We start from the raw sequence: 18,383 nt of genomic DNA, 5'->3' as shown, positions 1-18,383 counted from the left end.
GTAAGGCTCCCAGTAGACGACTGGGTTGATAGGCCAGATATGGAAGCCCGGTAACGGGTGGAGTTGACTGGTACTAATAGGCCGAGGGCTTGTCCTCAGACGCTCGCGTTCACTGTGTTGGTTCTGAAACCACGACCACGTCGCCGTACAGGCGTTCCGGTCGACAGTTTCATAGTGTTTCGGTGGTCATAGCGTGAGGGAAACGCCCGGTTACATTCCGAACCCGGAAGCTAAGCCTCACAGCGCCGATGGTACTGCAGGGGGGACCCTGTGGGAGAGTAGGACGCCGCCGAACAAATTTTGAGAAAACCCCCGCATCGGTTCGATGCGGGGGTTTTCTGTATTCCGGGCCTTTTGCGGCCCGGCCGTAAGCTCGACGGTATGCGCTATGACCTTGTGATCTTCGACAATGACGGTGTCCTCGTGGACAGCGAGCCCATATCGAACCGGCTGCTGGCCGTCTATCTGACCGAGCTGGGCCATCCGACCACCTACGAGGACTCGATCCGGGACTACATGGGGTCGGCGATGCACCGGATTCACGAGATGGTCCTGCAGCGGACGGGACAGCGGTTGCCGGACGACTTCGACGACGTCTTCCATGCGCGCGTGTTCGCTGCCTTCGAGCGCGACTTGAAGCCGGTGGCCGGCGTCACCGACGTACTGGAGAAGCTGGCCGCCGACGGGGTGCCGTACTGCGTGGCCTCGTCCGGGAGTCACGCGCGCATCCGGGCGGGGCACCGGACGACCGGGCTCGACCGGTGGTTCGAGGAAGGACGGATCTTCAGCTCGGAGGACGTGGGACGCGGGAAGCCGTGGCCCGATCTCTTCCTGCACGCGGCTGAGCGGATGGGCGTGGCGCCCGAGCGGTGTGCGGTCGTCGAGGACTCGCCGCTCGGGGTGCTGGCGGCACGTGAGGCCGGAATGGACGTCTACGGGTTCACCGCCATGACGCCCCCGGACCGGCTGCTGCGCGCCGGCGCCGAGACCGGCCGACTGTTCAGCGACCCGCGGCAGTTGGCCGACCTGCTGAAGTGACAGCCGCCATCCGCAGCGGCCTGACAATTGTCATGCGGACCTCCGGACGTTCGTTTCTACTGGCGGACTGCCCGCAGCGGCGAAGCTGAGGGCATGACGAAGAACACGGGGGCTCAGGGCCACGGCAAGCAGCAGGACCGGCAGCCGAGCGTGCTGGACAACTTCAAGCCGCTGCTCATCGACGTGGCGGTGCCGCTCGGCTCGTACTACCTCCTCAAGGACGCCTTCGGGATGAGCACCTTCGCGGCCCTCGCCTGGAGCAGCGTGGTACCGGCCGTGCGGACCGCGTGGGGCCTGGTCAAGGAGCGGAAGACCAACGGCCTGGCCGGCCTCATTCTGGTCGTCAACGTGGTGTCCCTGCTGCTGAGTTTCGTCTCCGGCGACCCGCGGCTGATGCTCGCCAAGGACAGCGCGGTCAGCAGCACGGTCGGCATCGGGATCCTGGTCTCCGTCGCGCTCGGCAAGCCGATGATGACCGCCGGCATGAAGCCCTTCCTGGTGAAGGGGGATGCGGCGAAAGAAGCCGCCTGGCAGCGGCTGGTGTCCGGGACGGGAGCCAGGGCCGAGGCCTTCCGGCGCAAGGAGCGGGCCTTCTCCGTGGTCTGGGGCGTGGTGCTGCTGGCCGAGTGCGTCGTACGGGCGGTGGGTGCGTACACCATCCCCGTGGACACCATGGTGTGGCTCGGCTCCGTCATCTTGATCGGCGGCATGGTGATCGGCTTCGTGGTCAGCGGTGGGCTGGCGGCCGGACCGATGGAGCAGATGCTCACCACCGAGGCGGAGGCCGACCGGGCCGAGCGACCGGCGGTGGCCGTCGCGGCCTGACCGGCGCGCCGACTCGGCAGAAGCTGAAGGAAATTCATCTTTGGCTGGATCTACCCACGGGTAGTCCGGGGCCCTACGCTCGCCGCCATGACTGATGTGCTGCGGCGCGGCAGGGCCTCGCTGGCGTTCAGCTTCTTCGCCCAGGGCGCCGCGTTCGCTCTGCTGGTCACGCGCATCCCGGCCGTCCAGGACCGGTACGGCGTCTCCGACGCGCTGCTGCCGGTGTTCCTCGCGGCCGTACCGATCCTCGCCGGGGTCGGCAGCGTGACCACCGAGCAGCTGGTCAAGCGGGTGCGTCCCAGCCGGCTGCTGCGCTGGTCCCAGCCGGTGGTGCTGCTGGCGCTGCTCGGCGTCGGGGCGGGCGGGCAGGGGCAGGTAGCCGCGCTGGCGGTGGCGCTGGGCACCTTCGGCCTGGCGGTGGGGGCGCTGGACGCGTCCATGAACATGCTCGGGGTGAGCCTGCAGCGGTCGTACGGGCGCAGCATCATGCTCGGCTTTCACGCCGTCTACAGCCTGGGCGGGATCGTAGGGGCCTCACTGGCCTGGGCGGGGGCGCACTGGCATCTCGCGCTGTGGGTGTCGTACCTGCCCGTGGTGGCCGTGCTGCTGCCGGCGGTACTGCTGGGGAGCCGGTGGTACGTCGACGGGGAGCCGGAGCCGGAGCCGGCGGTCCTGACGGAAAGCCAGGAGCGCGGCGGGCGCGTCGTCTTCGGGCTGCTGCTGCCGCTGTGCCTGGTGATGACCTTCGCCTACATCGGGGACTCGACGGTCTCCAACTGGAGCGCGAAGTATCTGAAGGACGTGCTGGGCAGCTCGGAGCAGCTGGCCACCGTGCCGTACAACGTGTACATGGTGACCACGCTGGTGGGACGGGCCGTCGGGGACCTCGGTGTACGTCGGTTCGGGGCCGTCACCGTCGTACGGCTCGGGGCGCTCGTGGCGGCCGGCGGGTTCGCGGTGGTGGCCGCGGCGCCCGGCGCGTGGGCCGGAATGCTCGGGTTCACCCTGCTGGGGCTGGGGCTGTGCGTCCTGGTGCCGCAGACCTTCGCGGCGGCGGGGAGGCTGTTCCCGAATGCCTCGGACGCGGCGATCGCGCGGCTGAACATCTTCAACTATGTGGGCTTCTTGATCGGTTCCCCGTTGGTGGGTGCCCTCGGGGACGCCTGGAGCTACCGGGGGGCCATGCTGGTGCCGATGGTGTTGGTGCTGGTGACACTGGGGTACGCCAGGTCGTTCGCCGCTCAACCGGACCGATACGGTGGCGGGCATGAGCGGCCGCGCACAGCTGATGTGGGACGAGGCAGTAACGGGCTATGACTTCGGCCCGAACCACCCGATGGATCCGGTCCGGCTGGAGCTGACCCGGAAACTGGTCGGCGCCTTCGGGCTGGACCGGGAACTGGAGATCGTCGCGGCGAAACCGGCCGGTGAGTCGACGCTCCGGCTGGTCCACCGGGAGGACTACATCGACGCCGTCAAGGCCGCGTCCGCGGATCCGGCGGGGGCCGACATGGCGTACGGACTCGGTACGCTCGACGATCCCGCGTTCGCCGGGATGCACGAGGTGTCCGCGCTGATCGCCGGGCAGTCGGTGGGGGCGGCCGAGGCGGTGTGGCGGGGGGACGCCGATCACGCCGTGAACTTCGCGGGCGGGCTGCACCATGCGATGCCGGGCGGGGCGTCGGGCTTCTGCATCTACAACGACGCGTCGCTCGCGATCGCGCGGCTGCTGGAGCTGGGGGCGGAGCGGGTCGCCTACGTGGACGTCGACGTGCACCACGGGGACGGGGTGCAGGCGGCGTTCTGGGAGGACCCCCGGGTGCTGACGATCTCCGTGCACGAGCATCCCCGTACGTTGTTCCCGCAGACCGGCTGGCCGCAGGAGACCGGGGCGGGCGCGGGGGAGGGGGCCGCGGTGAACGTGGCGCTGCCGGCCGGGACCGGGGACGCCGGCTGGGTGCGGGCGTTCCACGGGGTGGTGCCGGAACTGCTGGCGGAGTTCCGGCCGCAGGTGATCGTGTCTCAGCACGGGGCGGACACGCACTTCGAGGATCCGTTGGCGCATCTGGCCGTGTCGCTGGACGCCCAGCGGGCGGTGCAGGTGGCGTGTCATGAGCTGGCGCACGAGTACGCGGGCGGGAAGTGGGTCGCGCTGGGCGGGGGCGGGTACGCGGTGGTGGACGTCGTACCGCGGTCGTGGACGCATCTCGTGGGGATCGCGGCGGGGAAGCCGGTGGCTCCGGAGGCGATGATTCCTGAGGGCTGGCGGCAGGAAGTGTTCGCTCGGACGCGGCAGTTGGGGCCGCAGCGGATGACGGATGGGCGGTGGCCGGTGTCGTACGGGGAGTGGGAGGCCGGGTACGACCCCGCTGACCAGGTTGATCAGGCTGTGCTGGCCACTCGGCGGGCCGTGTTTCCGCTGCGGGGGCTGTTGCCGTGAGCCGACCAGGGGGCTCAGCCCCCTGGACCCCCGGACCTTGCCCACCCGCCCACCCGACTCGGTCGGCTCGGAAGGCACCGTCACAGGCCCCCGTCGGACGACCGCCTCGGACCGCTGGGGGCACTCTCGCAGGTCAGCGTCACCGACTGGGGAGGCGCTCTCGCAGGTCTGCGTCGGGGTGGGTGGCTCGGTCGGCTGTGGGGCCGTTGGCGCAGGTCTGTGTGGCTCGGCCGGCTGGGGAGGCGCTCTCGCAGGTCTGTGTCGGGGTGGGTGGCTCGGTCGGCTGGGGTCTGTCCTCCTGGGGTTCATTAGGCCATCCGTGCGGATTTCTGGCGTTTTCGTCCCGTCGGTGCGCCCAGGTGGGCCACCATCGCAGCCGTGCTGACCCCCGCCCGACTCCGCGCGCATCTGGTGGCCGCTCGGCTCGCCGGGGTGGTGGCGACCCCGCGGGAGGAGGGTCTGCGGAGTTATCGGCTGTTCGCCGCGCGGGATCCCCGGATGCTGATCGGGATTGATCCGGAAGGGGCCTGGGGGCAGCGGGAGTTGCTCGCGTTGATGGCGGAGAAGTGCGGGGTTTCGGCCGATCCCGGGTACACCACCGGCCCTGATGTGATCGATCCGGAGCGGACGCTCGCCGCGCTGGATGTCTTCGCGGAGCGGATCCGGGAGGTGGCCGGACGTGGTGCGCCCGTGCTGTTCGGCACCGGGCACCCGCAGCGGCTGCTCGGTTTCTACGCCGGGTTGGCGGACGCGCTCTCGGCGGCGGGGTGTGAGGTGCTCACACCGGCGCAGGGTCGCTGTGTCGACATATTGACCCGGTTCGGTCTACGCACCCACTACCTCGACTACGTACGAGGAGTTGCCCTGGTGCGGGAACCGGAGAGCGAGCGCCCCGGTTGTGAGCCGGGTACGCACAGCCATTCGCCGCTCCCGGTTCGGGTCGTGCTGGAGGCCGCCGCGGCGGCCGGCGGGCCCCTGCCCGAGCTGGTCGTGGGCGACCACGGGTGGGTCTGCGGTGCTGGTCAGCTGGGGTTCGAGGCCATCGGGCTGGCCGACACGGATGATCCCGCGCTGTTCGTGGGGGAGGCGGAGGGGCGGGTGTCCGTGGTCGTTCCGGTTGATGACGCAGTGCGGTCTGCTCACTACCGGCCGCTGACCCGCTACGTGCTCAATCGCGCGTGTCTGTCACAGTAGGCCGCCGATGGGTGCACCTCTTCCCCACTCGCATCACACGCCCCTAGTCTGGGGAGTGAGCACGCAACGACGAAGAGTCACCGGAAGGGGAAGCCGGTGGCCGTCGAGTGCGGAAGGTTCAGGTGTGTCATGGCTGCAGCTGGCGAGAGGCCTCTGAACGAGGTTCAGTTCCTTACCGTGGCGGAGGTCGCCTCGGTGATGCGAGTGTCGAAGATGACCGTGTACCGGCTGGTGCACAGCGGTCATCTGCCCGCGATTCGGGTGGGGCGGTCCTTCCGTGTCCCCGAGCAAGCGGTCCACGAGTACCTCCGCGACAGCTATGTGGGGGTGGAGACGGCCTGACGGCAACCCCGGGGTGACCTGGGGGTACCCCCTCGATTACGACCTCAGCGCTCGGTTGGGTAGGCTAGCCCCTCGTAGGTCGTGTGGGCCCATGGCGCCCAAACAACCGAGTGATGAGAAGTGAGCGAGGGTAGTCGTGGGCTCTGTTATCAAGAAGCGGCGCAAGCGGATGGCCAAGAAGAAGCACCGCAAGCTGCTCAAGCGCACGCGCGTTCAGCGTCGTAACAAGAAGTAAGCGGCGCAGCGAGAGCGTGGCCCTGTGGCCCCCCACCAGCAGTGGTGGGGGGCCACAGGCATATACCGATGGGGGAAATTCCGTCACCTCGCGCATCGGCGGTCATCACAGCGCAACATCAAACCGCTAGGTTGGCCGCACACGGGGAACGCGGGATACCGGTACGCGGGAAGGAAGGCGCTGATCTTGGGAAAGGTCGTGCTCGTCACCGGAGTGGCCCGGCAGCTGGGCGGCCGGTTCGTGCGACGGATCCAGCGGGACCCGGAGGTCGACCGGGTGATCGCCGTGGACGCGGTGCCCCCGGCGCACCATCTGGGCGGGGCCGACTTCATCCAGGCCGACATCCGGCAGCCGACCATCGCCCGGGTGCTCGCCGAGACGGGCGCCGACACCGTGGTCCACATGGATGTGACGGCCACGGCACTGGGCAGCGGCAGCCGGGCCACGGTCAAGGAGACCAACGTCATCGGCACCATGCAGCTGCTCGGCGCCTGCCAGAAGTCGCCGACCGTGCAGCGGCTGGTGGTGAAGTCCAGTACGAACGTGTACGGGTCGGCGCCCCGCGATCCGGCCGTCTTCACCGAGACGACCCCGCCGAAGTCGCTGCCCAGCGGCGGCTTCGCCAAGGACGCCGTCGAGGTCGAGGGGTATGTGCGCGGGTTCGCGCGGCGGCGGCCGGACGTCGCCGTGTGCGTGCTGCGGTTCGCCAACATCCTCGGACCGGCCGCGGACACCCCGCTCGCCTCGTACTTCTGCCTGCCCGTGCTGCCCACGGTGGGCGGCTACGACCCGCGGCTGCAGTTCGTGCACGAGGACGACGTCATCGAGGTGCTGCGCATCGCCTCGCACGAGCCGCGCCGGGGCACGCTCAACAGCGGCACGTTCAACATCGCCGGTGACGGTGTGCTGCTGCTGTCGCAGTGCTCGCGGCGGCTCGGGCGGCCCACGGTGCCGCTGCTGCTGCCCGCGGTCACCTGGGCCGGCTCCCTGGTCCGCACGCTCGGCATGACGGACTTCTCGCCGGAGCAGATCCGGCTGCTCACCCATGGCCGGGTGGTGGCCACGGACCAGATGCGCGAGACGCTGGGGTTCGCACCCAAGTACACGACGGCGGAGACGTTCGCGGACTTCGCGCGCAGCCAGGGCCCCGGGTTGCTGCCGCCGGAGGCCCTCGCGGGGGCCGTCGACCGGATCGTCGCGCTGGCCGCGAAGGCGGCCGGCCACCACCCGCAGACGCACAGCGCCAATTGAGGAGAGCGGCAACGATGGCGGACGCCAAGGTCATTCCGTTCGACGACGACCGGTCCCGCGGGAGCGCCGCGCAGCGCCCGGCGCGGCGCCGGAACGGGGCCGGCCGACGGGGGGCACTCGGGGAGACGGGCGAGATCGGTGAGGTCCAGCCTCTGCCGAGCCGGGCACAGGCGCAGGATGATGGGGCTGTGAGCCGCGAGGAGGAGCCGCTGGAGCGGCCCCGGGAGGCCGAAGGGCGGGACGGCGGCCTGGAGCGGCGTGTGGCGGCCGGGCTGGCCTTCCTGCGGCGCCGGCTCACCGGGGACTACGAGGTCGATGACTTCGGCTACGACGAGGAGCTGACCGACCAGGTCCTGATGTCGCTGCTGCGGCCGGTGTACGAGAAGTACTTCCGCGTCGATGTGAAGGGCATCGAGAACATCCCGGCCGACGGCGGGGCGCTGATCGTCGCCAACCACTCCGGCACGCTGCCGCTGGACGGGCTGATGATGCAGGTGGCGGTGCACGACCACCATCCGGCCGGCCGTCATCTCCGGCTCCTGGCGGCGGACCTGGTGTTCGTGCTGCCGGTGGTCAACGAGCTGGCCCGCAAGCTGGGGCACACCCTCGCTTGCGCGGAGGACGCGGAGCGGCTGCTGGCCCAGGGCGAGCTGGTCGGGGTGATGCCCGAGGGATTCAAGGGCATCGGGAAACCTTTCAGCGAGCGCTACAAGCTCCAGCGGTTCGGCCGCGGCGGCTTCGTCTCCACGGCCCTGCGTCAGGGTGCGCCGATCATCCCGTGCTCGATCGTCGGGGCGGAGGAGATCTACCCGATGATCGGCAACGCCAAGACGCTGGCCCGGCTGCTGGGCTTCCCGTACTTCCCGCTGACGCCGACGTTCCCGTGGCTGGGCCCGCTGGGCGCGATCCCGCTCCCGACCAAGTGGACGATCCAGTTCGGCGAGCCGATCCCGACGGACGGCTATCCGCCGGAGGCGGCCGAGGACCCGATGCTGATGTTCAACCTGACCGACCAGGTGCGGGAACAGATCCAGCACACGCTGTACAAGCTGCTGGTGCAGCGGCGGTCGGTCTTCTTCTGAGCGAGCGGCACGACCGGCACTGGGCCGAATCCGCCTGCCGGGTGTCGCCTGCCGAGTGTCGCGGGTCCGGTGTGGCCGGTCGGAGGCCGGCGCGGCTGTGCGATGCCTGCGTAGCAGTGTGAGGGCAGCGGACAGGAGGGGCCGAGCTGCTGGTGCAGCGGCGGTCGGTCTTCCTCCTGGGCGAGCGGCACGACCGGCACAGGGCTGATTCCGCCTGCCGGGTGTCGCCGGTCGGTATGGCTGGGCTGTTCCGGTGTTGCCTGGCCGTGTGGCTTCGGGGGCGTCCCGCTCGGGTGGGCGCCCCCGAAGCCGTGGCCGTGGTGGGGCTAGTCGTCGTCCTCGGTGCCGATGCCCAGGCCCGGGAGCAGGTCCGGGATGAGCGGCGGGATGGTGACGTCCGGCTGGGTGGACGGGGACTTGCCGGCGGACGGGGAGCTGCCCTCGGAGCCGACCTTCGGCGGGTCGAGCAGGCCGCCCGTGTCGCCGCCGAGCAGGCCGTCGCCGCTGCTGCCGGTGGCCGAGCCGCTCGGGGCCCCGGTGCCGGTGTGCTTGCCGGCGGACGGGGTGTCGCCGGAGGAGCTGGGCGCGGCCGACCGGTGGCTGCCGGAGGAGCCGGTGGACGCCGTGCCGGAGCCGCTCCGGTGCCGGCCGTCGCCGGGCCGGGCGGGCGGCTGCGGGAGCAGGGACTGCAGCGGGGCGACCTCTTCGTCTATGGCGTCGAAGACCGAGGAGACCTGCTGTTTGACGTCGCCGAGCTGCACGGGCAGCTTGTCGCTGAGCGCGGACCAGGCCTCGCGGTGGGACCGCGAGAAGGTGGACAGGGCCTGGATGGGGCCCAGCGAGTCCGGGTCGGCCTCGTAGGCCGCGTGCAGCAGCCGGTGGCCCTCGATGACGTCGTGCTGCATCCCGGACAGGGTGCGGCGGATCTCCCCGATGGACTCGTGGTCGAGGTGGCCGCCCCGGCCGCGCTCCAGCAGTCGCCGGGCCTCGCTGAGCCGGGTGGAGGCCTGGTCGAGGTAGGTCTCGCCGCGCTGGTCGTCCCCGTCGGTCAGGTAGTTGAGCTTGAAGTCCTCGATGCCCCGCTTCAGGCCGTAGAGCGAGTCGCCGGGCAGGGCGTCGGAGCTGGCGGCTGCGACCCCGCCGAAAGCCCCTGCGGCCACGCCGACGCTCAGCCCGCCGGCCGCCAGCCCCTTGGTCAGCCTCGTACGCGGGCGCAGTTTGCCCAGTGGGCTCGCCCGGTGTGCGCCCCGGGCCCGGTGGGACCGTTGTTCCGGCACCGGCGCATCCGCCGCCCCGGTTCCCTCCTGGAGCATGGCCTCCATCGCGGCCACCAGCTGGGCCCGCTGAACGACCTTGACCTCGGGGTCGAGCTGCGGCTTGGGCAGTGCGCCGAGGCCAGCGGCCAGGGCCAGCAGCTCGCCCTGCCCGGCCTGTTCCGCAGGGGTCGGCGGTGAAGCCGCCACCGCTGCGGACTGCTCGGCCGCCGTGTCCCGGTCGGACTGCTCCTCCAGGGCCTGGGCGAAGGCGTTCGCCCGCCGGTGCGCCGATACGTTCGCGATCACTGGCGGCACCTCCTCTCGTCATGACGGTCGACTCCCCAGGGGGTCCTGAGGGTTGCACGCCCTCGACCACTTCCACACGATCGGGTGATCGGGGTGGGCCAGGACGTGACCACAGGGAGCCTGTATCCCGCACAACGACTGGCGCGGCACTTGGGTTACGGACGGCGGATGATCGGCTCAGAAAGACAACGGTCGTGCACGCAACGTGAGTTGGGCGTCGCTCACGGTTGTCATGCTCAGCGGGCGTCGTCCGGCAGCAGACGGGCGAGCGTGCGCACGGCGCGGTACTGGAGGGTCTTGATGGCGCCCTCGTTCTTGCCCATCACCCGGGCGGTCTCGGCGACCGAGAGGCCCTGGAGGAAGCGGAGCGTGACGCACTCCTGCTGCTGCGGGTTGAGCCGGCGTACGGCGTCGAGCAGCGCGGCGTTGGACAGGGACTCCAGGACGGAGTCCTCCGGGGAGCGCTCGACCTCGTTGGCGTCGAGCATCTCGCCGGTGGTGACCTCCAGTCGGAACCGGCTCGACTTGAAGTGGTCGGCGACGAGGTTCCGGGCGATCGTGACCAGCCAGGCGCCGAAGTCCCGGCCCTGCCAGGTGAAGGTGCCGATCCGGCGGAGCGCCCGCAGAAAGGTCTCGCTGGTGAGGTCCTCGGCGGTCGCCCGGCCGCCGACGCGGTAGTAGATGTACCGGTACACGGTGTCGCTGTACTGGTCGTAGAGCCGCCCGAAGGCCTCGGCCTCGCCGGCCTGGGCGCGTTCGACCAGGTCCATCATCCGGGCGCTGTCACTGTCGGCGGCCGGGCGGCGTGCGGTGGCCGAGCCGGTGGCACGTCCTCGTCTGCCGACGGCGGCGCTGCCGTCGGCCAGTGCGTAGCACGGGCCTGCGGGCGCGGCGGCGGCGAAGGCGGGGACGGCGTAGGCGGGGACGGCGTACGCGGTGGGGACGAAGTCGCGCAGCGTCTCTTTGACCGTTGCGACCGTTGCGCGCAGCGTAGCCAGGCCCGAGGCGTCAACCCCGACGTGTGGGTACACGGGACTCCCAGAGGCAGAGCTTCCATCACGTGCAGTGCGGGACCTTTCACTCGTCGTAGCGAAGGAGAGGTACCGGTTTGCGTCTGAGGAGAATAACGCTTCGTGCAGGCCCTGCTACACCGAGTTGCTCAAATCATCGGTTGCGTCGCATCTGTATCCGTTTGATGCCAGGTCAAGTTTCCTAAGCTGATCGCTTGTTGACCGGAAAAGGGCGTGTTTCGGTGAAGTGCAGGGCGTGTTGAAGAACGTGATGTACATGCACCGTTCGAAGGGCACACCGGGCGGCGCACCCCAGGGGTGCCGGGAACTGCAGGAACGCCCGAAAGGAGCCACGGCCGGTGACGGTCCGTCGCTCCCGCGGTGAGGATCCGGCCCAGCCGGCCGAACTACCGGCGGCGCCGGCTCAAAGCGATCGCGGCCGCGGTGCCGCCGGCGACCGCCCCCACCCCGGCCGCCGCCGGGATGCCCACCTTCGCCGCCTTGCGGCCGGTACGGTAGTCGCGCAGGCGCCAGTCCTTCTCGCGGGCGTGCCTGCGGAGCTTGGCGTCGGGGTTGATGGCGTAGGGGTGGCCGACCAGGGACAGCATCGGGATGTCGTTGTGGCTGTCGCTGTAGGCCGCGCAGCGGGAGAGGTCGAGGCCCTCGGCGGCGGCCAGGGCGCGGACCGCCTCGGCCTTCGCGGGGCCGTGCAGCGGTTCGCCGACCAGCTTGCCGGTGTAGACGCCGTCGACCGATTCGGCGACCGTGCCGAGGGCGCCGGTCAGGCCGAGGCGGCGGGCGATGACCTGGGCGATCTCGACAGGAGCCGCGGTGACCAGCCACACCTTCTGGCCGGCGTCCAGGTGGGCCTGGGCGAGGGCGCGGGTGCCGGGCCAGATGCGGTCGGCCATGTACTCGTCGTAGATCTCCTCGCCGATCGTCTCCAGCTCGGCCACCCGGTGGCCCTTGACGATCGACAGGGCCGAATCGCGGGCGTCCTGCATGTGCTCGGGGTCCTCGACGCCGGCCAGCCGGAACCATGCCTGCTGCCAGGCGAACCGGGCGAGGTCGCGGGTCTCGAAGAACTTCCGCTTGTACAGCCCCCGGCCGAAGTGGAAGAGCGCGGCGCCCTGCATCACCGTGTTGTCGAGGTCGAAGAAGGCGGCGGCCTTGTCGTCGCCGATCACCGGGAACTCCGGTTCGGCCGGCGCGGCCTGCGGGGCCTCCTGTGAGGACTTGCGGGCAGCCTCCGCCGAGGCCTCGCCTGCCAGCACGCTGCGCGCGGTGGCGGAGCGCCTACGGGGAGTGAGCCATCCGAGAGCGGCCATGGCGTGAGCATAGCCAGTCTGTTCGGTGGTTCCGGAGTCGAGAGGTTGGCAAGGTGTGAACTCTGCGCGTCGGGGCCGTTAAAGAGACGATCCGGAACGGGCATGGAGCGCGCGAGAATGACCGGTATGAGTCCCCTCTTCCGACGCAAGACCGAGCCTCGTGAGCGGCTGGTCACCCTCATCCGCAAGCCGGGCTGTCACCTGTGCGACGACGCGCAGCTGGTGATCGAAAAGGTTTGCAGCGACCTCGGCGTGCCGTGGGAGTTCAAGGACATCACCGAGGACCGGGAACTCCATGACCGCTACTGGGAGCAGATCCCGGTCGTACTGGTCGACGGTGAACAGCACACCTTCTGGCGCGTGAACGAGGAGCGACTGCGCCGGGCACTGACCGACTAGTCCAAACCGACCGGAAAGTCGCTTAGGATCGACGGCGGTTTGGTCTCGGGGGCGGGATTCGTGAGGAGTGTGTGCGGCTTTGCCCCCAGTAATGAAGGAACGCCGGTGCGTATGCGCCAGTTCCGGCCGAGGGCGCGAAAGGCGCGTGACCCCGGTCACTTCTGCCGGGCAAATCGGACACCATCTTTGTGCACGCGTTCACAAAGACATAGCCTGCTGTCGACGGGGCGGTCTGGGGACGGACCGCCTGCAGCCCCGCTCTACCCGCAGGAGCACCGTGGCAACTGGCCGAACACACCGACCGGCGACCCGTAGCCGAGGGATTCCCGAGGCCACCGTCGCCCGGCTTCCGCTGTACCTCCGAGCCCTGACCGCACTGTCGGAGCGCTCGGTCCCCACGGTCTCCTCCGAGGAGCTGGCCGCGGCGGCGGGGGTCAACTCCGCCAAGCTGCGCAAGGACTTCTCCTACCTGGGCTCCTACGGAACGCGCGGTGTCGGCTACGACGTGGAGTATCTCGTCTACCAGATCTCCCGTGAACTCGGCCTCACCCAGGACTGGCCGGTTGTCATCGTCGGTATCGGCAACCTCGGCGCCGCCCTCGCCAACTACGGCGGCTTCGCCTCACGCGGTTTCCGGGTGGCCGCGCTCATCGACGCCGACCCGGCGATGGCCGGGAAGCCCGTCGCGGGCATCCCCGTGCAGCACACCGACGACCTCGAGAAGATCATCGAGGACAACGGCGTGTCGATCGGCGTGATCGCCACCCCCGCCGGTGCCGCCCAGCAGGTCTGCGACCGGCTCGTGGCCGCCGGGGTGACCTCCATCCTCAACTTCGCGCCGACCGTGCTGTCCGTCCCGGACGGCGTCGACGTGCGCAAGGTCGACCTCTCCATCGAGCTGCAGATCCTCGCCTTCCACGAGCAGCGCAAGGCCGGCGAGGAGACCGCCGCGGGCGACGGCGCGCTGCCCGCCGCCACCAGCCGCGAAGACTCCCGCGACCAGGGGCCCGACGGGGACGTCCCCGCCGTGATGCCGGCATGAGTCTCCTCGTCGTCGGGCTGAGCCACCGCAGTGCCCCGGTCAGCGTGCTGGAGCGGGCTGCGCTGAGCACGGACGCCCAGACCAAGCTGGTCCAGGACACGGTCGCCGCCGAGCCCGCCACCGAGGCCGCGGTCCTCGCCACCTGCAACCGCATCGAGCTGTACGCCGACGTGGACAAGTTCCACGCCGGTGTCGCCGAGCTGTCCACGCTGCTCGCCCAGCACAGCGGGGTCGGCCTGGAAGAGCTGACGCCCTATCTGTACGTGCACTACGAGGACCGGGCCGTCCACCACCTGTTCTCGGTGGCCTGCGGCCTCGACTCGATGGTCGTCGGCGAAGGGCAGATCCTCGGGCAGATCAAGGACTCCCTGGCCCGTGCCCAGGAGCTGCACAGCGCCGGCAAGCTGCTGAACGACCTGTTCCAGCAGGCCCTGCGGGTCGGCAAGCGCGCCCACTCCGAGACCGGTATCGACCGCGCCGGACAGTCCCTGGTCACCTTCGGCCTGGAACAGCTCGCCGTCGGCGGCGCCGTCCCGGACTGGGCCGCGGGCAAGAAGGCACTGGTCATCGGCGCCGGATCGATGTCGTCCCTGGCCGCGGCCACGCTCGCGCGTGCCGGTGTCGCCGAGGTCGTCGTCGCCAACCGCACCTTCGAACGCGCCGAGCGGCTCGCCCGGATACTGACCGAGGGCGACGACACGGCCGTCCCCGCCCGCGCGGTGGAGATGGCGGCGGTACAGCACGAGCTGACACGTGCCGACGTCGTCGTCTCCTGCACCGGTGCGACGGGTCTGGTGCTCACCGCGGAGGCGGTCGCGCAGGCGGTCGAGGGCCGTACCGGCGCCCCGGCCGCCGAGACCGCCGAGCCCGCCGGCCCGGCCGACACGGCTCGTACGGCACCGAAGACCATGGCCCCGCTGCCGCCCACCAGCGTCGGCACCGAGGAGAACTGTCCGCTCGACCTGGCCGCCGTACAGCCCGGCTTCTCGCTCATGGGCGAGGCCGCCGTGGCCGGCATGGACGCGGCCACCCTCGAGCAGCACGCGGCCTGGGTGGCGGGCGGCACCATCGACCGCCGGGACCGCCGCAGCCCCGAGGCGGACGCCGAGCTGATCACCGCGCTCGCCGCGACCGCCGCCACCGTCGGCCGGATCCCCGAGCGGCGCAGGCCCGAGCCGCCGGCCGAGCGGCCCGCGCCCTTCTTCTTCCTCCTCGACCTGGCCATGCCCCGCGACATCGACGCGGCCGTGCACCGGCTGGCCGGGGTGCGCCTGGTGGACATCGAGTCGCTGGCGGAAGCCTCCGCCGACGCGCCGATGGCGGCCGACGTGGACCAGGTCCGGCGTATCGTCTCCGACGAGGTCGCGGCCTTCGGGGCGGCCCAGCGGGCGGCGCACATCACGCCGACCGTGGTCGCGCTGCGCACCATGGCCGCCGACGTCGTCGCCGGTGAGATCGCGCGGCTCGACGGCCGCCTGCCCGACCTGGACGAACGCCAGCGCGGTGAGATCCGGCAGGCCGTCCACCGGGTCGTGGACAAGCTGCTGCACGCGCCGACCGTACGGGTCAAGCAGCTCGCGGCCGAGCCCGGCGGCGCCGGGTACGCGGACGCGCTGCGCACCCTGTTCGACCTCGACCCCGAGACGGTCGCCTCCGTCTCCCGGGCCGTGGACAGCACAGACACGAAGGACCGACCGGCATGACTGAGAAGGCACTGAGGCTGGGGACCAGGCGCAGCAAGCTCGCCATGGCCCAGTCCGGGCAGGTGGCGGAGGCCGTCCGCCGGGTGACCGGGCGGCCCGTCGAGCTGGTCGAGATCACCACGTACGGCGACGTCTCCCGCGAGAACCTCGCGCAGATCGGCGGCACCGGGGTGTTCGTCACGGCGCTGCGGGACGCGCTGGTGAAGGGCGAGGTCGACTTCGCGGTTCATTCGCTCAAGGACCTGCCGACCACGCAGCCCGAGGAACTGGTCCTGGCCGCCGTACCGGTGCGCGAGGACCCGCGGGACGTGATCGTCGCCCGCGACGCGCTGAAGCTCACCGACCTCCCGCGCGGTGCGCGCATCGGCACCGGCTCGCCGCGCCGCATGGCCCAGCTGAACGCGTACGCCCGTGCCCACGGCATGGACATCGAGACCGTCCCGATCCGCGGCAACGTCGACACGCGGATCGGATACGTCCGGGACGGCGAGCTGGACGCGGTCGTACTGGCCGCCGCCGGCCTCAACCGGATCGGCCGGATCGACGAGGTGACCGACTTCCTGTCGGTCGACACGGTTCTGCCCGCCCCCGGCCAGGGGGCCCTGGCGATCGAATGCAGGGCGGGGAACACCGCCCGAGACGCTGCCCTGATCGCTGCGCTCGGCGAGCTCGACGACCCGTTCACGCGGGTCGCCGTCACCGCCGAGCGGTCACTGCTCGCCGCCCTGGAGGCCGGTTGCAGCGCCCCTGTGGGCGCGCTGGCCGACCTTCCCCCACTCTCGGCTCCGCTCGAGCGGGGGGACACCCAGGCCGACGGGCAGATTGTCAAGGAAATGCGCCTGCGCGGCGTCGTCGGCACGACCGACGGCACCCGCATGGTGCAGCTGTCCACCACCGGTCCCGTGCCCCAGACGCACGACCAGGCGTGGGCACTCGGTCGCGAACTCGCCACCGAGATGCTCGCCCAGGGCGCGGCCGGTCTGATGGGGGAGCGAGCACATTGAGCCCCACCACCCTTCCCGCCGGTCCGGAACACGGGCACGTCACCTTCCTCGGTGCCGGACCCGGGGATCCGGGACTGCTGACTCTGCGCGCTGTGGAGGCGCTGTCGCACGCGGACGTCCTGGTCGCCGAGCACGAGGTGCTCGACGTCATCCGGACGCACGCCCGACAGGGCGTCTCCGTCGTGGAGACGGACTCCGATCCCTCGTCGGTCTCGCCGCCGGGCACGCCCCAGCTGACGGTCGTTGACGGCACGTCAACACCCGCCGCTGTCCCGGCCGCTGCCCGGGATGCCGCTCATCTTGTCATGGAGGCTGCGCGGGGCGGCAGGCGGGTCGTCCGTGCGGTGTCCGGGGACCCGGGACTTGATACGTACGCGGCGGAGGAAATGCTCGCCTGCGCCGCCGCCGGGGTGCCCTTCGAGGTCGTCCCCGGTGTCGCGGCCGCGGTCGGCGTGCCCGCGTACGCCGGCGTGCCGCTGCGGGACGCCGACGGCGCGGACGTCCGGTTCGTGGACGCCCGTACCGCCTCCGACCGGTGCTGGACGGAGGTGGGCGCGTCGGACGGCACGGTGGTGGTGTCGACGACCCTGGACTCCGTGGCCGCCGCGGCGGGCGAACTGGTCTCCGCGGGCCGCAAGCCGGACACCCCGCTGACGGTGACCATCGCCGGTACGACGACCCGCCAGCGCACCTGGACGGCGACGCTCGGCACGATCGCCCAGACGCTGAAGCAGGCGAAGGTGCTGCCGTCGCCGGACGGCGGCCGGCCGGTGATAGCCGTGGTCGGCGAGCGTTCCGCCGCCGCCCGGCGCGACCAGCTGTCGTGGTTCGAGTCCAAGCCGCTGTTCGGCTGGAAGGTGCTCGTGCCGCGTACGAAGGAGCAGGCGGCGTCGCTCTCCGACCAGCTGCGGTCCTACGGTGCCGTGCCGCACGAGGTCCCGACGATCGCCGTCGAACCGCCGCGCACGCCCCAGCAGATGGAACGTGCCGTCAAGGGTCTGGTGACCGGGCGGTACGAGTGGATCGCCTTCACGTCCGTCAACGCGGTGAAGGCGGTGCGGGAGAAGTTCGAGGAGTACGGCCTCGACGCCCGGGCTTTCGCGGGCATCAAGGTGGCCGCGGTGGGGGAGCAGACCGCCAAGGCGCTGGTCGCCTTCGGCGTGAAGCCGGACCTGGTGCCGAGCGGCGAGCAGTCCGCGGCGGGCCTCCTGGAGGACTGGCCGCCGTACGACCCCGTCTTCGACCCGATCGACCGTGTCTTCCTGCCGCGGGCCGACATCGCCACGGAGACTCTGGTCGCCGGGCTGATCGAGCTGGGCTGGGAGGTCGACGACGTCACGGCCTACCGGACCGTGCGCGCCTCGCCCCCGCCGGCGGAGACCCGTGAAGCGATCAAGGGCGGCGGTTTCGACGCGGTGCTCTTCACGTCCTCGTCGACGGTCCGGAACCTGGTGGGTATCGCGGGCAAGCCGCACAACGTGACGGTGATCGCGTGCATCGGGCCCGCCACGGCCAAGACCGCCGAGGAGCACGGGCTGCGGGTCGACGTCATGGCACCGGAGCCGTCCGTGCACAAGCTCGCGGAGGCGCTGGCCGACTTCGGGATGAAGCTGCGTGCGGCGGCGGTGGAGGCCGGGGATCCGGTGACGCGGCCGAGCGAACGCCGGCCGGGGGCGCGCAGGCGTCGCTCGACCACCTGAGCTTCGGCGCACACCGGCTCAGGGGTGCCCCTGTTTCGGGGGCACCCCTGAGCCGGTTCCGTTGCAGGACACGGCCTGTCCGAGCTCATGCGACCCCCGACAGCCCATCCGTCCTCCACGAGTACGGCGACCGGCTCACCGGTGGAGGTCCACGGCCGGCCGGCGGTCGTGGAGCCCTTCCGGACGGCGTCGGGTGCGGCCGGCGGCGCGGTCGATCAGGTGCTGAAC

The 18,383-nt window shown here is 70.9% G+C and carries 17 protein-coding genes and 2 rRNA genes; 16 read left to right on the top strand and 3 right to left on the bottom strand.

The features are described 5' to 3' along the window. From ACZ4SF_RS09345 to ACZ4SF_RS09295, 11 genes are all read left to right on the top strand, one after another. Positions 1–97 (top strand): 23S ribosomal RNA (locus tag ACZ4SF_RS09345); the annotation flags it as partial. Positions 98–178: 81 nt separating this feature from the next. Further along, positions 179–295 (top strand): 5S ribosomal RNA (gene rrf / locus ACZ4SF_RS09340). Positions 296–381: 86 nt separating this feature from the next. Further along, positions 382–1,038 carry an HAD family hydrolase gene (locus tag ACZ4SF_RS09335; protein WP_468380341.1) on the top strand — a complete coding sequence of 219 codons (657 nt, stop codon included), beginning with the start codon at positions 382–384 and terminating at the stop codon, positions 1,036–1,038. A 93-nt stretch (positions 1,039–1,131) separates the two neighbouring features. Next, a complete protein-coding gene (locus ACZ4SF_RS09330; protein ID WP_468380340.1) occupies positions 1,132–1,863 on the top strand; it encodes a VC0807 family protein in 732 nt (243 codons plus the stop codon). Between the two features lie 87 nt (positions 1,864–1,950). Next, a complete protein-coding gene (locus ACZ4SF_RS09325) occupies positions 1,951–3,180 on the top strand; it encodes an MFS transporter (protein WP_468380338.1) in 1,230 nt (409 codons plus the stop codon). Next, positions 3,131–4,303 (top strand): acetoin utilization protein AcuC, encoded by a 1,173-nt coding sequence (locus tag ACZ4SF_RS09320; RefSeq protein WP_468380336.1) that lies wholly within the window; start codon positions 3,131–3,133, stop codon positions 4,301–4,303. Before ACZ4SF_RS09325 ends, ACZ4SF_RS09320 begins: the two co-directional genes overlap by 50 nt. Before the next feature lie 378 nt (positions 4,304–4,681). Then, positions 4,682–5,497 carry a phosphatase gene (locus ACZ4SF_RS09315; RefSeq protein ID WP_468380334.1) on the top strand — a complete coding sequence of 272 codons (816 nt, stop codon included), beginning with the start codon at positions 4,682–4,684 and terminating at the stop codon, positions 5,495–5,497. 129 nt (positions 5,498–5,626) lie between these two features. Further along, positions 5,627–5,839, top strand: coding sequence for a helix-turn-helix domain-containing protein (locus ACZ4SF_RS09310; protein WP_121791081.1), 213 nt, complete (start codon positions 5,627–5,629; stop codon positions 5,837–5,839). Between the two features lie 136 nt (positions 5,840–5,975). Continuing rightward, complete coding sequence (locus ACZ4SF_RS09305; protein WP_003948845.1) at positions 5,976–6,074, top strand: 30S ribosomal protein bS22; 99 nt, start codon at positions 5,976–5,978, stop codon at positions 6,072–6,074. Positions 6,075–6,260: 186 nt separating this feature from the next. Further along, a complete protein-coding gene (locus tag ACZ4SF_RS09300; RefSeq protein WP_468380332.1) occupies positions 6,261–7,325 on the top strand; it encodes an NAD-dependent epimerase/dehydratase family protein in 1,065 nt (354 codons plus the stop codon). A 14-nt stretch (positions 7,326–7,339) separates the two neighbouring features. Further along, a complete protein-coding gene (locus tag ACZ4SF_RS09295) occupies positions 7,340–8,407 on the top strand; it encodes a lysophospholipid acyltransferase family protein (protein ID WP_468380329.1) in 1,068 nt (355 codons plus the stop codon). Between the two features lie 326 nt (positions 8,408–8,733). Here ACZ4SF_RS09295 and ACZ4SF_RS09290 read toward each other — a convergent pair whose 3' ends face one another. The 3 genes from ACZ4SF_RS09290 to ACZ4SF_RS09280 all read right to left on the bottom strand — a co-directional run bounded on the left by ACZ4SF_RS09290 (position 8,734) and on the right by ACZ4SF_RS09280 (position 12,307). Next, the gene (locus ACZ4SF_RS09290) at positions 8,734–9,969 is read right to left on the bottom strand and encodes a DUF5667 domain-containing protein (protein ID WP_468380327.1); all 1,236 of its coding nucleotides are present in this window, start codon (positions 9,967–9,969) and stop codon (positions 8,734–8,736) included. Positions 9,970–10,205: 236 nt separating this feature from the next. Beyond that, positions 10,206–11,000 carry an ECF subfamily RNA polymerase sigma factor, BldN family gene (locus ACZ4SF_RS09285; RefSeq protein ID WP_468380326.1) on the bottom strand — a complete coding sequence of 265 codons (795 nt, stop codon included), beginning with the start codon at positions 10,998–11,000 and terminating at the stop codon, positions 10,206–10,208. Between the two features lie 386 nt (positions 11,001–11,386). Then, positions 11,387–12,307, bottom strand: coding sequence for an HAD family hydrolase (locus ACZ4SF_RS09280; protein ID WP_468380324.1), 921 nt, complete (start codon positions 12,305–12,307; stop codon positions 11,387–11,389). A gap of 126 nt (positions 12,308–12,433) precedes the next feature. Between ACZ4SF_RS09280 and ACZ4SF_RS09275 the strand changes: the two genes are divergently transcribed. The 5 genes from ACZ4SF_RS09275 to ACZ4SF_RS09255 all read left to right on the top strand — a co-directional run bounded on the left by ACZ4SF_RS09275 (position 12,434) and on the right by ACZ4SF_RS09255 (position 18,155). Continuing rightward, on the top strand, positions 12,434–12,706 hold the full coding sequence (locus tag ACZ4SF_RS09275; RefSeq protein WP_468380322.1) for a glutaredoxin family protein: 273 nt from the start codon (positions 12,434–12,436) through the stop codon (positions 12,704–12,706). Positions 12,707–12,983: 277 nt separating this feature from the next. Then, the gene (locus ACZ4SF_RS09270; RefSeq protein ID WP_468380320.1) at positions 12,984–13,748 is read left to right on the top strand and encodes a redox-sensing transcriptional repressor Rex; all 765 of its coding nucleotides are present in this window, start codon (positions 12,984–12,986) and stop codon (positions 13,746–13,748) included. Continuing rightward, positions 13,745–15,451: a glutamyl-tRNA reductase gene (locus ACZ4SF_RS09265; RefSeq protein WP_468380317.1), complete on the top strand. Its 1,707-nt coding sequence runs from the start codon at positions 13,745–13,747 to the stop codon at positions 15,449–15,451. Before ACZ4SF_RS09270 ends, ACZ4SF_RS09265 begins: the two co-directional genes overlap by 4 nt. Next, on the top strand, positions 15,448–16,455 hold the full coding sequence (gene hemC, locus ACZ4SF_RS09260; protein WP_468380314.1) for a hydroxymethylbilane synthase: 1,008 nt from the start codon (positions 15,448–15,450) through the stop codon (positions 16,453–16,455). The genes ACZ4SF_RS09265 and hemC overlap by 4 nt, the downstream gene beginning before the upstream one ends. Next, positions 16,452–18,155, top strand: a complete 1,704-nt coding sequence (locus tag ACZ4SF_RS09255) for a bifunctional uroporphyrinogen-III C-methyltransferase/uroporphyrinogen-III synthase (protein WP_468380311.1) — start codon at positions 16,452–16,454, stop codon at positions 18,153–18,155. Before hemC ends, ACZ4SF_RS09255 begins: the two co-directional genes overlap by 4 nt. The last annotated feature ends 228 nt before the right edge of the window (positions 18,156–18,383 follow it).

It is taken from the genome of Streptomyces sp. NPDC027663 (assembly GCF_055566415.1).
The sequence above is the reverse complement of the archived record's forward strand: the minus strand, read 5'-3'. Positions and strand labels throughout refer to the sequence as shown.

Coding starts and splice junctions, on each gene's coding strand:
- ACZ4SF_RS09335 (WP_468380341.1), top strand. CDS start 382: ATGCGCTATGACCTTGTGATCTTCGACAATGACGGTGTCCTCGTGGAC.
- ACZ4SF_RS09330 (WP_468380340.1), top strand. CDS start 1,132: ATGACGAAGAACACGGGGGCTCAGGGCCACGGCAAGCAGCAGGACCGG.
- ACZ4SF_RS09325 (WP_468380338.1), top strand. CDS start 1,951: ATGACTGATGTGCTGCGGCGCGGCAGGGCCTCGCTGGCGTTCAGCTTC.
- ACZ4SF_RS09320 (WP_468380336.1), top strand. CDS start 3,131: ATGAGCGGCCGCGCACAGCTGATGTGGGACGAGGCAGTAACGGGCTAT.
- ACZ4SF_RS09310 (WP_121791081.1), top strand. CDS start 5,627: ATGGCTGCAGCTGGCGAGAGGCCTCTGAACGAGGTTCAGTTCCTTACC.
- ACZ4SF_RS09295 (WP_468380329.1), top strand. CDS start 7,340: ATGGCGGACGCCAAGGTCATTCCGTTCGACGACGACCGGTCCCGCGGG.
- ACZ4SF_RS09280 (WP_468380324.1), bottom strand. CDS start 12,307: ATGGCCGCTCTCGGATGGCTCACTCCCCGTAGGCGCTCCGCCACCGCG.
- ACZ4SF_RS09275 (WP_468380322.1), top strand. CDS start 12,434: ATGAGTCCCCTCTTCCGACGCAAGACCGAGCCTCGTGAGCGGCTGGTC.
- ACZ4SF_RS09265 (WP_468380317.1), top strand. CDS start 13,745: ATGAGTCTCCTCGTCGTCGGGCTGAGCCACCGCAGTGCCCCGGTCAGC.
- hemC (WP_468380314.1), top strand. CDS start 15,448: ATGACTGAGAAGGCACTGAGGCTGGGGACCAGGCGCAGCAAGCTCGCC.